The organism is Halomonas cerina, from assembly GCF_014192215.1.
In the GTDB taxonomy this organism is placed as follows: Bacteria; Pseudomonadota; Gammaproteobacteria; order Pseudomonadales; family Halomonadaceae; genus Halomonas; species Halomonas cerina.
In genome coordinates this window covers 159,521-174,066 of the sequence record NZ_JACHXP010000007.1, presented here as the reverse complement: position 1 = coordinate 174,066, position 14,546 = coordinate 159,521, and the positions used below count along the sequence as shown (strand labels likewise).

The 14,546-nt window shown below is 67.7% G+C and carries 8 protein-coding genes; 1 reads left to right on the top strand and 7 read right to left on the bottom strand.

Annotated features, from left to right (window positions below; genetic code table 11):
• The first annotated feature begins 240 nt into the window (after window positions 1-240).
• A complete protein-coding gene (locus tag FHR94_RS09100) occupies window positions 241-975 on the top strand; it encodes a HEPN domain-containing protein (RefSeq protein ID WP_183325331.1) in 735 nt (244 codons plus the stop codon).
• A 179-nt stretch (window positions 976-1,154) separates the two neighbouring features.
• Here FHR94_RS09100 and FHR94_RS09095 read toward each other — a convergent pair whose 3' ends face one another.
• The 7 genes from FHR94_RS09095 to FHR94_RS09065 form a co-directional block, all read right to left on the bottom strand.
• Window positions 1,155-1,430: a BrnA antitoxin family protein gene (locus FHR94_RS09095; RefSeq protein ID WP_183325329.1), complete on the bottom strand. Its 276-nt coding sequence runs from the start codon at window positions 1,428-1,430 to the stop codon at window positions 1,155-1,157.
• A gap of 97 nt (window positions 1,431-1,527) precedes the next feature.
• Complete coding sequence (recD, locus tag FHR94_RS09090) at window positions 1,528-3,834, bottom strand: exodeoxyribonuclease V subunit alpha (RefSeq protein WP_183325327.1); 2,307 nt, start codon at window positions 3,832-3,834, stop codon at window positions 1,528-1,530.
• A complete protein-coding gene (recB, locus tag FHR94_RS09085) occupies window positions 3,831-7,781 on the bottom strand; it encodes an exodeoxyribonuclease V subunit beta (RefSeq protein WP_183325325.1) in 3,951 nt (1,316 codons plus the stop codon). Before recB ends, recD begins: the two co-directional genes overlap by 4 nt.
• Window positions 7,778-11,443 (bottom strand): exodeoxyribonuclease V subunit gamma, encoded by a 3,666-nt coding sequence (gene recC, locus FHR94_RS09080; protein ID WP_183325323.1) that lies wholly within the window; start codon window positions 11,441-11,443, stop codon window positions 7,778-7,780. Before recC ends, recB begins: the two co-directional genes overlap by 4 nt.
• Window positions 11,444-11,559: 116 nt before the next feature.
• A complete protein-coding gene (locus FHR94_RS09075; protein ID WP_183325322.1) occupies window positions 11,560-12,051 on the bottom strand; it encodes a methylated-DNA--[protein]-cysteine S-methyltransferase in 492 nt (163 codons plus the stop codon).
• Window positions 12,044-13,441 (bottom strand): DNA-3-methyladenine glycosylase 2 family protein, encoded by a 1,398-nt coding sequence (locus tag FHR94_RS09070; RefSeq protein ID WP_183325321.1) that lies wholly within the window; start codon window positions 13,439-13,441, stop codon window positions 12,044-12,046. Before FHR94_RS09070 ends, FHR94_RS09075 begins: the two co-directional genes overlap by 8 nt.
• 92 nt (window positions 13,442-13,533) lie before the next feature.
• Window positions 13,534-14,532: an AraC family transcriptional regulator gene (locus FHR94_RS09065; protein ID WP_183325320.1), complete on the bottom strand. Its 999-nt coding sequence runs from the start codon at window positions 14,530-14,532 to the stop codon at window positions 13,534-13,536.
• Window positions 14,533-14,546 lie beyond the last annotated feature (14 nt).

Genomic DNA, 14,546 nt, shown 5'->3' with positions numbered 1-14,546 from the left:
GCCGTTGGACTAGGTGCGGAAACTGATGATCCAAATCGGCCAGGCCAGAAAAGTCCGCGGCCACCTCAATCCGTGTTATGCAGCAGGCGAAGTTGTTAATGTCATACTGTCGATCTATACTTAATTTTTTGGTCGGTTGGATTTGGGCGGCACTCGGTATAGCGTGAATGAACGTGCCGGCGCTCAAGTCAATAAACACACTGGCCACCTATACCTATTAGCGCTACGAGGTGGTGAGCAATGGATGAAGACACACCATACATAAACGACTTTGCTAATCGTTCATTCCGTGATTTAGCCGACCAAGACTACATTATGGCCAGAATTGCATATCGAAAGGAGTTTGATCATCAGTTTAGATGGTGTTCCCTTCAAGCGCTGGAGAAGTACCTTAAAGCAATACTTATATATAACCGTGTTTCCGCCAGAGGTCTTGGTCATAATCTAGATAAAGCTCTAGTGAGAGTGCAAGATATAGAAGATTTAGAGTTCGCGCTTCCATCTTCTGATGTTGAGAGTTTCATTGAATACATTTCCAGATTTGGTCCAGATAGATATCTAAGCCACCCAACACATCTTAGAGAAGATTCTCTTATAACATTAGACAAAGCAGTATGGTGCGTTCGAAGGTATTGTTTTTTTATGCGTCAAGTAGTAACGCATGATGGTGTTGAGGTGGATCTGTTTGAATCAAACAAGAAAAAAGCAACCAACCCATACTACGAGGCCAACCGGCATAAATACAAAATATTCAATGGGTATTTGGAGAAAGTTATCTCCAAAGGTCTTCCATCATACGAAGACCTTGTCTGGAAAAACTTCTTTTTCGGCAAGGTCAAAAAGCACAAAATTAAAAATTTTCGGTTCAGGATGAGTAGTCAGAATCCTACGCACTCAATACACCCGGATATATTTTATACCTTAGAACAGCTGGTTGATTTTCCCAAGGAAGTAAAGAATGCATATAAGACCTAACACTGCGCTTCAGGTCGAACGCGCTACCGCGTCGCTCCTGTCGTCGTTCTTTGGTAGCGGTCGCCTGAGCTGAGTCGTTATATATAAGAAAACTTTCAATGGCCGCTTCTGGCCGAAAGCCGACATCGCTCTTTCGTAGAGAGGCGACGGTGTCGCAATGTGGCTGTCGCATTAACACTTTATCCGGACCGGCGGCTGTCGTTGACATCATCTGCAAGCCAGGCCTTGATCAGGGACTGGTAAGGCATATCTCGCTTGTTGGCCTCGATCTTGATCCGGTCGAGCAGTGTTTCAGGCAGACGAAGCGAGATGGTTTTAGTGGATGGCTTCAGTTTCGGAAAAGAAGCGGGTTCTGCCTGGCTCCAGTCCATGTAGTCCGATGAGTCGTGGGTCTCCCAGAATTCACGCTCCTCTGCTTCCGTCATGAACTCAGGCATCTTTTTTTGCTTTCTCATAAATAGCCCTCTTCTGGCGGCACGCGTCGCGCGCGGATACCCTGAACATTCCTTCATGGGCGATGGCTATTACCGCCATTCGTGACGGTAGCAGCGTCTACTGCAATCTCCCCAACCCACTCACCCGCATCACCCGCCTCTCCACCGCATCCAGCAACTGGCCGCGGCCGGTTTCGACCAGGGTGAGCCAGTGGCGGGCGCGGGTGATGCCGGTGTAGACCAACTCCCGGGTGAGGATGGGGTTGGGGGCGTCGGGCAGCAGCAGGGCGGTGTGGGTGAACTCCGAGCCCTGGGCCTTGTGCACCGTCATCGCGAAGACCGTCTCCACCGCCTGCAGGCGGCTGGGCAGTACCCATTTGATCTTGCCGCTGCCGTCACCCGCGGGGAAGGCCACCCGTAGCGCGGGGGCGTGCCGGGCCGTTCCAAACGGCTGGGGCAGCGCCAGGGTGATGCCGATATCGCCGTTCATCAGCCCCAGGCCGTAGTCGTTCTTGGTCACCAGCACCGGCCGACCGGGATACCAGAGTCGTCGGCCGCCGGCGGTATCGATCAGGCCCTCCTTCTCCAGGGTGGCGCGGATGCGCTCGTTGAGCCCCTCCACGCCCCAGGGGCCGCGGCGCAGGGCGCACAGCAGCTGGAAACGGCCATGGGCCTCGAGCACCGCCCGGGCCCAGTCGTCCAGCGCCTCGCGGCCGGCCTCGCCTTGCGGGCCGGTCGATGGAGCCAGCTCCCGCATCATCTCCAGATAGTGGCGATAGCCCACCGGTGACGGCAATGGCTGGCCGCGCAGGGTGCGGCCCTGGCCGGCATCGGGGAAGCCCAGCGCCTGGCCCGAGACCACCAGCCGCTCCAGGCCGCGGTCCTGATCACCCTTCAGCTTGAGGTGGGAGAGATCGGCGTAACCGTGATCCAGCACCCGGCGGATCTCGCGGCGCTTTTCGACGCTCGGCACGTCGCGGTTGACCGCCCCGGCCAACTGGCCAATGCCACTCTCGGCATCGAAGCGGTGGCTCACGCGCAGCATGGCGATGGCCTGGTCGAGCGGCTGGCCATCCGGGTCGGTCACCTCTGCCGGCAGCGCCTGGCCAGTGGCTTGGGCGAGCCAGTCGGCGATGGTCCGGGTGTAGTGACCCCCCTCGGCCCGGGCACACAGGTCGCCGAGTATCGAGCCGGCCTCCACCGAGGCGAGCTGGTCCTTGTCGCCCAGCAGCACCAACCGGGCGCGGGGCGGCAGGGCGTCGAGCAGGGCCGCCATCATCTCCACGTCGACCATGGAGGCCTCATCTACCACCAGCACATCCAGCGGCAGGGGGTAGTGGGCATGATGGCGGAAGTGGCGGGTGTCGGGACGTGCGCCGAGCAGGCGATGCAGCGTGCTGACTTCCGTAGGAACCGCTTGCTTGAGTGCCGCGGCCGGATTTTCGCGCAGCAAGCTGCGCTCCCACGGGGAGGCTTCGCCGGGTTCCCACAGGGCCGCCAGTATGTCGAAGGGCAGGCGGCTGACCTGGCCGGCGATGGATTCGTTGAGCCGGGCGGCGGCCTTGCCGGTGGGGGCGGCCAGGCGGATGCGCAGCGGCCGACGGCCCTCGCCCAGGGCCAGGGTCTGCAGCAGGGCCAGCAGGCGCACCACGGTGGTGGTCTTGCCGGTGCCGGGGCCGCCGGTGATGACCGCGAAGGGCGAGCGGGCGGCCAGGGCGCAGGCGGCCTTCTGCCAGTCGAGGCGGTCGCTTTCCGGGAAGAGCGCATTCAGAGTCTGGGAGAGGGCACCGATGTTCATTACTTGGTCCGGGCGCCTGTCGGCGCTATTCGCGCATTGAAGTGCGCTCCCACCGGCTGCCTGTTCCGGTCTTCCAGAGGCTGCCTGCCCCAGTCTGGCGGTGATGTGTTGCTGGATCGAGCGCTCGTGGTGCCAGTAGCGGCGCAGATAGAGGCGGGGGCCCTCGAGCACCAGGGGAGTACAGCCGGGGCCGTCGTCCACCAGCGCGGGGTGGGCGAGGGCGGCCTGCCAGTCGGCGAGGGCGAGGGTATCGAGCAACGTGCTGGGCCGCGGCGGTGGGTCGTCCAGGCTGTCGCCCTCCGGCGGCAGCGACAGGGCCAGGTCCGGCTCGGCCAGGGTGCGCTCGAGGTCCAGGCAGACATGGCCGCGGCCGAGCTGGTGACTGGCCAGCGCCGCGGCGAGCAGCAGCGGGGCCGGGGCATCGGGCACCTCCCGGGCCAGGAAGGCGGCGAAGGTGTGGTCCAGGACGCGCAGCCAGCCGCGCTCGACCCAGCGATCCAGCAGCACGAAGAGGGCCGAGGGGTCGTCGAGCGCCCGCTCGGTCGGGCCGCGTTCGATCGGGCCGCGTTCGGTCGGGCCGCGCTCGGTCGGGCCATGTTCACTCGGTGCATTGTCGTCCAGCGTCATGCCTCGGCCTCCCTAGCAGTGGTGTCGGTGGAGGCGCGGAACAGGACATCGAGCCGCTCGATCAGCGCACGGGGCGGGCGTTCGCGGTGCACCCCGCGGGAGGGGGCTCCCTGACCGCGCAGGAAGACGTAGAGCACCCCGCCCAGGTGGCGGTCGATATCATAGTCCGGCAGGCGTGCCTTGAGCAGTCGGTGCAGGGCCAGCAGGTACAGACAGTACTGCAGATCGTAGCGCTTCTCGCGCACCGCCTCGGCCATGGCGGCCTCCGAGTAGGCGCTGTCGTCGCGACCTAGGTGGTTGGATTTCCAGTCGAGCACGTAGAAGCGCCCCTCGTGCTCTACCACCAGGTCGATGAAGCCCTTGAGCATGCCGTTGAGCCGCTCCGGCTCCAGGGCGGGCCGCTCGGCACCGCCCAGGGTATGGGCGCTGACCAGGGCATCCAGCCGGCGAGTGTCGACCCGGTGGGCGGCAAACCAGAACTCCAGCTCCACCTGGCAGTGAGCGCTCTCCAGGCGGTCCAGGCGCAGCGGTGCCACCGGGCCCTCGGGGACATCGGGTACCGGCAGCTCGCTTGCCAGCAGTTCGCGCAGCCAGGTCTGCAGCGCCGGGATACGCTCGCGCCAACCGCGCAGGTTGGCACGCCGCGCCAAGGCGTCGTCGAGGCGTTCGGGCTCGGCGGCCAGTCGCGCGAAGCCTTCGCGTCCGGCCCACTCCAGCAGGCCATGCAGGAAGGTGCCGGCCGCCGGGCCGCGGGGGAAGCGGTGCAGCGAGGCCTCACGCGTCACGGCCAGGGGCTGCTGGGCAGGGTCGCTGGGCTCGTCGCTGACTTCCCGGGCGGTGGCCTCCAGAGCGGTTTCGGGCTCTGTAAATAGCACGGTTTCGGGCTCTGTAAATAGCGCGGTTTCGGGCTCGGTCAATAGGGCCGTCTCGGGCTCCGCAAGGAACGCCGTGGTGGATTCGGTATGGGCGCGCCGTGCCTCGGCTCCGTCCGGCGCCTCGGCGCGACCGCTGCCGGGAGGCACCGACGAGTAGCGTAGCGCCGAGTAGCTGGCGATCCACCAGTGCTCCCGGGCGCGGCGGCGCGGGACGCGCGCTTCGCGCAGGGCCTCGCCATGCGCCTCGGCCGGCACGCGGATATCACCGGCCTCGGGGGCCGGCTTGACCACCAGGGTATCGTCGTCCGCGGCGAGAGGCGCCAGGGCCTCACCCAGCTCGCCCGGAGCGATCGGTGCCCCGGCGGTAAGCAGCTGGCCGATGGCGCTGCGCTCCAGGGCCTTGAGGGGGGCGAGGCCCAGCCAGGTGGCGTGGCGTGCCCGGGTCAGGGCCACATAGAGCTTGCGCAAATCCTCCCCCAGACGCTCGTCGTCGGCCTGGGCCAGGGCGGTCTCGTCCGGGGTGAGGCTGACGTGACGACGTCCAACCGCGTCGTGCCAGGTGAGCGGCAGGTCGCTGGCCTGCTTCTCGCGGAAGGCGCAGATGAAGGGCAGAAAGACCAGCGGGTACTCCAGTCCCTTAGCCTTGTGGATGGTGATGACCTGCACCAGGTCGGCGTCGCTCTCCAGACGCAGGCGATGGGTATCGGCCTGTTCCGGAGGCTGGGCACGGGCCTCGCCGAGGTAGCGCAGCAGGGCGTGCTCGCCGTCGAGTTCGGTACAGGCCTGCTGCAGTAGCTCACCCAGATGCAGTAAATCAGTGAGGTGGCGTTCCCCGCGGGTACTCTTGAGCAGCCGGGTGGGAACCGCGAAATCGGCGAGCAGGCGGTGCAGCATGGGCAGCACCCCGCGGCCCTGCCACTGGCGCTGGTAGTCGCGAAACTGCAGTACCCGTGCCTCCCAGGCCAGCTCGTCATGCTGCAGGGCATCGAGTTCGGCCAGGCTGAGCCCCAGACTCGGCGTGGCCAGCGCCGCGTGCAGGCGCCGCTCGCTCTCCGGCTCGGCGCAGGCGGCGAGCCACACCTCCAGCTCCAGGGCCGCCGGGGCTTCGAAGACGCCCTCCTTGTCGGAGAGGTAGACGCTTCTGATGCCGCGCGCGACCAGCGCGCGGCGGATCGCCTTGGCCTCGCCGGCGTTGTTGACCAGCACGGCGAGATCCGAGGGCGCCAGCGCCCGGAACGCCTGCTCCTCCCCCTCACCCTCGGTGAACCCAGTACGGCCTTCGCGGCCTTCGATCAGTAGCTCGGCCATGTGACTGGCGCAGCGTGCAGCCATCTCGTCCAGGTAGACCCCCTTGGCGAGTGGCTCGCCGTAGGAGAGGTGCCAAAGCGTCATGGCCGGCTGGGCAGTACCGTCCCGGGTCAGCGCCTCCTTCCTGCCCCTGGCCTTCACCTCGATGAAGGGCACCGGGTTGTCGCCGTCGGCACTGCGAAACAGGAAGGCGCCGCGGCCGGCGGGATGGCCCTCGGCATGGTGGAACAGCCGGTTGACCGCTGCCACCATGCCCCTCGCCGAGCGGAAGTTGGTGTCAAGCGTGACGTGACGGCCCGCGGTGTCGCGCCGTGCCTGCAGGTAGGTGTGGATGTCGGCACCACGAAAGGCATAGATCGCCTGCTTGGGATCGCCGATCAGCAGCACCGCACTGTCCTGCCCTGGTGAAGGAGCGGCCTCGTTCAGGTGGTAGACCCGGTCGAAGAGCCGATACTGCACCGGGTCGGTGTCCTGGAACTCGTCCACCAGGGCCACCGGGAACTGGGTGCGGATGCGCTCGGCCAGCCCCTCACCGGAAGGGCCTTCGAAGGCGCGGTCGAGCCGCTCGAGCAGGTCGTCGGGGCCGAGCTCGGCGCGGCGCTGCTGCACCTGCTCGCGGCGCGCGGCCGTCCAGTGCACGGCATGGGTCAGCAGGTCGGCATGGGCATCGGGGAGCGCCTCGAGGGCCGCGGGAAGGTCTCGGAACGCCGTGAAGGCCGGGTGTGTCGGAGGCGCCTCCTTCCAGATCTCGGCGATGCCTTCCGGTGTCAGGCGATGCCAGACAGTGGCCTTGCGGTCCAGATCCGGCCAGGTCAGGTCGGTGGTCGCCCACTCGTGAATCTTCGTCAGCCAGTTGCTGCGGTGATCCCGGCGCAGCTTGCTGGCGTTGAAGGCCTTGGTCTGCTGGCCTTCATCGAAGAGTATGGTCAGCTCGTCCAACCAGGCCGGCCAGGGGGCCTTGAGCTCGGTCAGCACCCGGGCGCGCTCGGCCTGCAGGGTGGCCAGGGCCTCGGCAGGGGGCGGAACGTCGGGCAGGTAGGCCCGCTCCTTCTGCAGGTCGCGGATATCCTCGGCCAGCGCGTCCGGGGTCTGCCAGTAACGGGTGACCATTGAAAGGGCCTCGCCGTCCAGGGCGTAGTAGAAGCTGCGCCAGTAGTCCCGGGCCACCTCCAACTCGAGCTTCGACTGGTCGAGGCTCATCTCCAGGGAGAACAGGCTGCCGCTCTCGAAGGCGTGCTCGCGCAGCATGCGGTGGCACCAGGCGTGGATGGTGGAGACCGCCGCCTCGTCCATCCACTCGGCGGCCAGCTGCAGGCGCCGCGCGCAGGCCGGCCAGCGCTCGCGGGGATAGCTGTCGCGCAGGGTGAGCAGCGGGTCGCCGCTGGGGGGAGGGAATCGGGGACAGACCCCCATTCCCGATTCGGCGAAGAGGTCACCGGTCTCGCCTTCGGAATGGGGGTCTGTCCCCGATTCCCCCGATTCCGTCCTCCCAAACGCCTCGGCGGCTTCCACCAGCCGGGCGCGGATACGGTCGCGCAGCTCCCGGGTGGCGGCGTTGGTGAAGGTCACCACCAGGATCTCGGGGGGAGTAAGGGCGCGGGGGAAGCTCTCGGCATCGGCTTCGTCGCGGGGACCCAGCACCAGGCGCACGTAAAGCAAGGCGATGGTGAAGGTCTTGCCGGTGCCGGCGCTGGCCTCGATCAGCCGGCTGCCGGTCAGCGGTAGCTGGATCGGGTCCAGGGGCGGTGGCGTGGCGTGGTTCATGGGCGGCCTCCCTTGCCGTCCTTCTTCCCCTTGGGTTTCTTCACGGCCCGCAGCAGCGGGGCGTAAAGCCGCTCGGCCAGCACCGCGAAGCCGCCCCCCTCGCGACAGCGGCCCAGGGTCTCGAGGTCCGGCCACTGGCGGGCCAGGTAGGCGTCGCGACCGTGTTCGCCATGATCATGGTTGAAGCCGCTGCCGTACCAGGCCTTCTCCATGGCTTGCCAGGCCTTTTCGGCCTCTTCGTCGGCCGCCTGGTGCCTCAGCCGGGTCAAGGCCTGTGGCGAGCCGCCCTTCTCCAGCCAGGCGAAGGCAGCGTCCCGGGCGAGCGGCAGGGGAGTGGTCATGCCGAGCCGCCAGGCGGTGGCGATGGTCTCGAGGTGGTCCCGGGCCTTTTCGGCGGGCAGCGGCGCCAGGGTGCCGCCGCCAGCCCGGGAGAGCAGCCGGGTGGTCATGGGGCCCTCGAGCTGGCCGGCCAGGTGGGCCACCCAAGGGCCGAGCCAGTGCTTCCAGTGATACTTGCCCTTGTGGATCAGGCTGCTGGTGGTCAGTAGCAGCCGGCAGCGCTCGCCGGCATCGTTCTCGCGAAGCTCGCCCAGCCAGTCCTCCAAGGCGATCCCGCCTGCCGCCGCATCCGCCGTGTCCCGGCCCAGGGTCAGCGAGATGGGCAGCGGCTCCGCCACGGCATGGGGCCAGGCATCCAGCGCCTGGCGATACTCCGCGAACAGACCTTCCATGGGGGCCACCAGCTCGTCGCGCATGCGTTCGGCGAAGCCGCCCATGGCCAGGCGACCCTGGCGTTTCAGACGCTCCAGAGTGGCCAGCATGGCCGGCTCATGGGGCTCGCCGGCCTCCACGGCGCGGCGACTCGCCTCGATCAGCGCATGCTGCAGTTGCCAGTGGGCGAGGCCATCCAGGGCGAAGGGCTCCTGGTCGAGGCGCGCCATGGCATCAAGCTCGAGAAAGACCTTGAGCCGGGTGTTGTAGAAGGCCATCACCGGGGCCTTCAGGAAGGCACCCAGCTGGGCCAGCGTCAGCGGGCTCTCCTGCCGGAACGGCGTGAGCGACGCCGCCTCGCCCGGGGCGTCCGACGCCCCGGGCTCGTCACGGTGCAGCTCACGCCATTCATGGGCATAGGTGGCAAGCGGTGACCCTTCGCGGAAGTAGTCGATGCTGAAGGGCTGCAGCGGATGCTCGGTGGTGAGTGACTTCAGTAGCGCCTTGTCATCGCGATCGTCCTCGTGGCCGGCCTGCTCTTCACCCGACAGGACCCAGCCGGCGGCGACATGGTCGCGCAGCTGGCCGAGCAGCACCGAGGGGGGCTGCTCCGAGTTGTCGTGGATGCTTCTGCCCACCCAGCTGATGGTCAGCCGCTCGCGGGCCGAGAGCAGCGCCTCGAGGAAGAGGTAGCGGTCGTCCTCGCGGCGAGAACGATCGCCTGGGCGGTAATCCTGGCCCATCAGGTCGATGTCCAGCGGGCGCTGGGTGCGCGGGTAGTCGGCGTCGTTCATGCCCAGCAGGCAGACATGCCGGAAGGGAATGGCGCGCATCGGCATCAGGGTGGCGATGTTCACCGCACCGGCCAGGAAGCGCTGGGAGAGGCTCGTCTCGTCGACCTGGGCGAGCCAGTGCTCGCGCACCACCGACAGCGGCAAAGGCTCGCTGAGCCGGGCCTCCTCGGCACTCTCCTGCCAGGCCTCCAGCGCCTGTTCGAGTTTCGTCATCACCAGCAGATCCTGGTCCGACTCGGCCAGGAAGCAGGCTTCCAGCAGGCCGCGCAGCCGCTCGCCCCAGGTGGCCACGTCGGCGGGTTCGCCGAGCTGACGCCACTGGGCCTCGAGGGTATCGAGCAACGCCACCAGTGGGCCGACCAGGGCGGCTTCCAGGCCCCCGATATCATCGAAGGGCTCCACCCCCTGCCAGGGCCCCTCGGCGGCATCCCCCACCGCATAGCCGAGCAGCAGCCGGCGCAGGCCGAAGGCCCAGGTGTTAGCGGACAGGCCGTCGGGTAGGTCGAGGCTCTGGCGTTGGCGGGCGTCGAGCCCCCAGCGGATACCGGCCCCCTCGATCCAGCGCCGCAGAGTGGGCAGTGCCGATTCCGCGATGCCGAAGCGCGCGCGCAGCGCCGGCACCTCCAGCAGGTCGAGCAGGTCGCTCACCGAGAGGCGCAGCTCCGGCAGGCGCAACAGGGTCTCGAGGCCGATCAGCAGTGGCAGACGGTGGCGGCTGGCCTGGTCGGAGAGGGTGAAGGGAATATAGCGCGGGTCATCCGGGTCGAGGCGCCCGAACACCGCCTGTACGGCGGCGGCGTACTGGTCCACGTCGGGCACCATCACCAGGATGTCGCGGGGCCTCAGGGTCGGGTCCTCGCTGAAGGCGGCGAGCAGCTGGTCGTGGAGGATCTCCACCTCACGCAGGGCGCTATGGGCCACCTGGAAGCGCAGCGAGCGATCCCGGGCCGGGTCCACGGCGGGCCAGGTCTCGCGAGTCTCGTGGAGCGGACGCAGCTCGAGGATGTCGTCTTGGAGTTGTTTGAGCAGGCTCAGGGGGGCGTCCTGCGTCGCGACGCTCTCCATGGGCGAGTCGAACAGGTCGATACGCAGCGCCTCGGCCTCGAATAGCCCCCGGTAGGCGCGGGCCTCGTCGAACTCGTCGAGCAGGCGCAGGTAGTCGCGACCCTGCTTGCCCCACGCGGCCAGCAGCGGCTGGGCATGCAGGTGCAGCTCGGTGTCGGCCAGGTCCGCCGGCATGCCGGGGCGGCGTCGCTGGCGGCGTCTCTCTGCCCTCAAGAGATCCTTGTGCTCGATGATATCGGCCCAGTAGTGGCGGCAGGGGTTGTGCACGCACAGCAGCACCTGGCTGACCCGGGCCATGGCGGCCAGGGCCTCGAGGGTCTGGGCGGGCAGCGAGGAGATGCCGAATACCAGCACCCGGCGGGGCAGGCCTGGCGGGCGGCTCTTTTCAGGACACCCGGGCGTCAGGTCCCGGCACGCCACGAGGAAGCGGTCGTGCACCGCGGCGCGGCTGGAGGCCAGGCCTTCGGCGCCCTGGGTGTGTCGAATGTCGTCGCGCAGGATACGCCACAGCTCCGCCTGCCAGCGCTGCTCCGGGGCCAGTTCGCGGCGCTCGCCGCGTGCGGTGATCAGCACGTCCTCGCCGGCCGCCCAGGCAGCCAGCCAGTCGGCGCGGTAGACCTGGTACTGGTCGAACAGATCGGCCAGGCGCTCGGCCAGCTGGTGGCGCTTGCGCAGGTCGCCGTCCTCGGCCAAAAAGCGCGCCAGAGGCGCGAAGTCGGGGCGCGCCAGCAGGGCAGGTAGCAAGCGCATCAGCCGCCACATCAACCGCGGCTTGTCGAAAGGCGAGACAGGGGGGACCTCGCTTTCGCCCAGCACCGCCCGGTAGGCCTGCCACAGGAAGCGTGCCGGCAGGGTGACGTCCAGGGCGGCGGCGATGCCGGCCCCGCCGTGGGCCTCGTCCTCGGCGAGCGCCAGCTTCAGCCACTGGCTGATGCCGTTGCTCTGCACCAGGATCGTCTCGTTCTCCAACGGCCCCAGGGGGTGGCGGCGCATCCACTCCACCGCCAGGCTGCGCAGGGCCTCCAGGCGGTTGCCGTGGATCACCATGAAGCCGGGGGCGAGCACAGGTCCCTGGGCGATGCTGCGGGGCATGGCGGTTCCTTCGCGGGGCGATCGAATCCGTTATGGTGAAGCGCGTTTGGGCAGAACTCAATGGCGACGGCCCCGCGGGCCACCTGGAGCCAGCACCGGCATCCGAGCTATGTGACTCACCCCAGCGCGAAGGGCACCTCGCCGGCCTCATGGGCCAGCAGCCACTGCTTGCGGCCCAGGCCGCCCGCGTAGCCGGTGAGGCGGCCGTCGCGGCCGATCACCCGGTGGCAGGGCACCACGATGGCGATGGGGTTCTTGCCGTTGGCCGCGCCCACGGCGCGCTGGCTGTGGCGTTGGCCAAGCTGTTCGGCGATCTCGCCGTAGTCGCGGGTTTCGCCATAGGGAATGGCCGCGAGTGCCTGCCAGACCCGACGCTGGAAGTCGGTGCCCGCAGGCGCCAGCGGCAGATCGAAGCTTCGGCGGGTGCCGGCGAAGTACTCGGTGAGCTGGACACGGGCACGATCGGTCACCTCGCTGGGGCGGGCGGGCTCGTCACGCGACATGACGAAGGCGATCTCGGTCAGGCCCTCGCCGTTGGCGCGCAGGCGAATCAGGCCCAGGGCCTCGCTTTCCGGCGGCCGATAGTAATCCAGGGCGTCATCAGTCATCGACTTGGCTCCTTGGTTCTTGCGATTGGAGTGCTTGAGACCAGAGTTGCAGGGTCAGGTAGCTGCGCCAGGGCGCCGCAGCCGCGGGATCGACGCCGTCGAGCCGGGACAGGGCGCGGCGCACGCCGGCGTCCCCCGCCAGCCAGATATCCGGGTGCCCCGTACCACGCAGGGCCGCATAGTTTGCGCTCCAGGGACCGATGCCCTTGAGCACCGTCCAGTCACGCGGGTCGTCGCTCATCTCACCGGCCGCGTACCCGGCCGCGAAACGTATCAGTGTCGCACGGCGGCTGGCCGGCATGCCGAGGAAGGTCAGGTCGCTGCCGGCAACGGCCTCGGCGGTCGGGAAGTGGCGACGCTCGCCGCTGGCCGGCTCACCGAGTTCCGCCACCAGGCGGGTGACGAGCCGCCGCGCGGCGCCGAGGGTGACCTGCTGGCCGAGGATGGCCCGCACACCGGCCTCGAAGGGCGACCCGACACCGGGCAGGCGCAGCCCCTCGATCAGCCTGAGGCCGGGCAGGGCGCAGGCCAAGTGGGCCTCGATGGTCAGGGTGTCGGCGTCCAGGTCGAGCAGCCGGCGAATGCGCCGCACCACGGGCGACAGGGCGCGTAGGTCATCGAGCTCAAGGTGCACCCGGAAGGCGTGGCGGGCCGGGACATGTTCGGCAGTGAAGTGGCCCTTCGCCTGGCCCCACTGGAGACAGCGCCCGTAGTGCGCCTCCCCGACCCACTCCAGGCCCGCGATGGCCCGTTCGGCGTAGAAATCGCGCAGTGTCGTCCAGGCATAGGGCGGGCGGTAGGCCAGATGCAGCGTCAGTCCCTCGGTCGCCTTCCCCGCGTGGCGGCGCAGCTCCCGAGGGGCAATCCCGATGCGGCGGCGAAAGGCGTCGTTGAAGCGGCGCAGGCTGCGAAAGCCGCTGGCGTAGGCGATGTCGGTGACCGACAGCGTGGTCTGGTGGAGCAGCTGCTTGGCGAACAGGCACTGGCGGTGCTGGGCATAGGTCTTGGGCGAGACGCCCAGGCGCTGCCGAAACAGCCGGCGCAGGTAGCGCTCGCCGATGCCCAGCCGCTCGCAAAGGTCAGGCAGTGCCGCCTCCTGCAGGGCGCCCTCGTCGATCAGGTGCAGGGCGCGCTCCAGGGTCGTGTGGGTGCCGCGCCAAGCGGGGGAGTCCGGGGCGCTGTCGGGCCGGCAGCGCAGGCAGGGCCTGAAACCCGCCTCGGCGGCGGCCACGGCACTATCGAAGTAGCGCACGTGGTGCTCATGGGACGGGGGCGCCGGGCAGATCGGTCGGCAGTAGATGCCGGTGGTCGTCACACCGACGACGAAGCGGCCGTCGAAACGGGCATCCCGGGCCAGGCGGGCCTGACGGCACTGGGCGGGATCCAGCATGGCGGCGCTCCTCGATTCCGGCTCTACACGGATCAGTGTATCGCGCCTGGCGAACAAGACTCGCCGGAATCGGACGTCTAGCTCAGCCCCGGTCAGTGGCGCACGATGCCGTCCTGGCGGTGGCGGCCAAGCGCCTGGGAGGGGCGCTCGCCGAAACGCTTCTGGTAGTCCCTGGAGAAGCGGCCAAGCTGCAGGAAGCCGCAGTCCATGGCGATGCTGGAGACGCTTTCCCGCGGGCCGGCGTGCTCCAGGCGACGCTTTACCCAGTCGAAGCGCAGGTTGCGGAAGTGGGCGATGGGGGCGGCGCCGAAGTGGGCATGGAAGTCCTGGTAGAGGCGCTCCCGCGAGACCCCGGAGGCCCTCTCCAGATCATCCAGGGTGAGCGGCTGGTCCAGGGATTCGCGCATCATGGCGACGAGCTGGTCGAGGTAGCCCGGACGCGCCTGCTGGCGGCCGAGCAGCTCGCCCGAATAGTTGTGGGGCTGGGCGTAGAGCAGGCTGGTGATCAGGCTGTTCTCGAAATTGCCCCACACCTCGGGCAGGTCACACAGCGAGCCCTCGGCGCCGAGCAACTCCTGCAGGTGGGCGACGGTCTTCCACCAGTCGCCGAGGTGGCCCTCGAGTGGCATCCGCGGGTCGAAGATCACCGGTGACGTCACCTTGCGCCCGAGCAGTTGGCCGAGGCGGTGATGCACGGCCTCGCGGGACAGGCGCACCAACTGCTTGCGGCAGTCCTCGCCGATGTTCAGGTGCAGCGGCTGGTGGGGGGAGATGATCGCCCCCACTCGAGCATCCGAGGCAAATTCACGGCGGCCATATTCGATGTGCTGGTCGCCGGACAGCGGCAGGCTGATGCTGTAGCTCTGGGCCAGGTCATCGACCTTGATGGTAACGCGGGTCGAGTACTCGATGATGCCGATGGACACGTTGCCAAGTGCCGTACCCTCATGGCGGAAGGCCAGGTCGCGGGGCCGAGGCACTTCGAGCCGATGGGGGCCATTGATGCCGCGCATCCAGCGACAGGCGTCCTCAGGGGTATGGATGAGGGTGGCGATTTGCTGGCGCGTCGACGCCTGGGGCACGAGTGTCATGCGGTCTCCTCGCC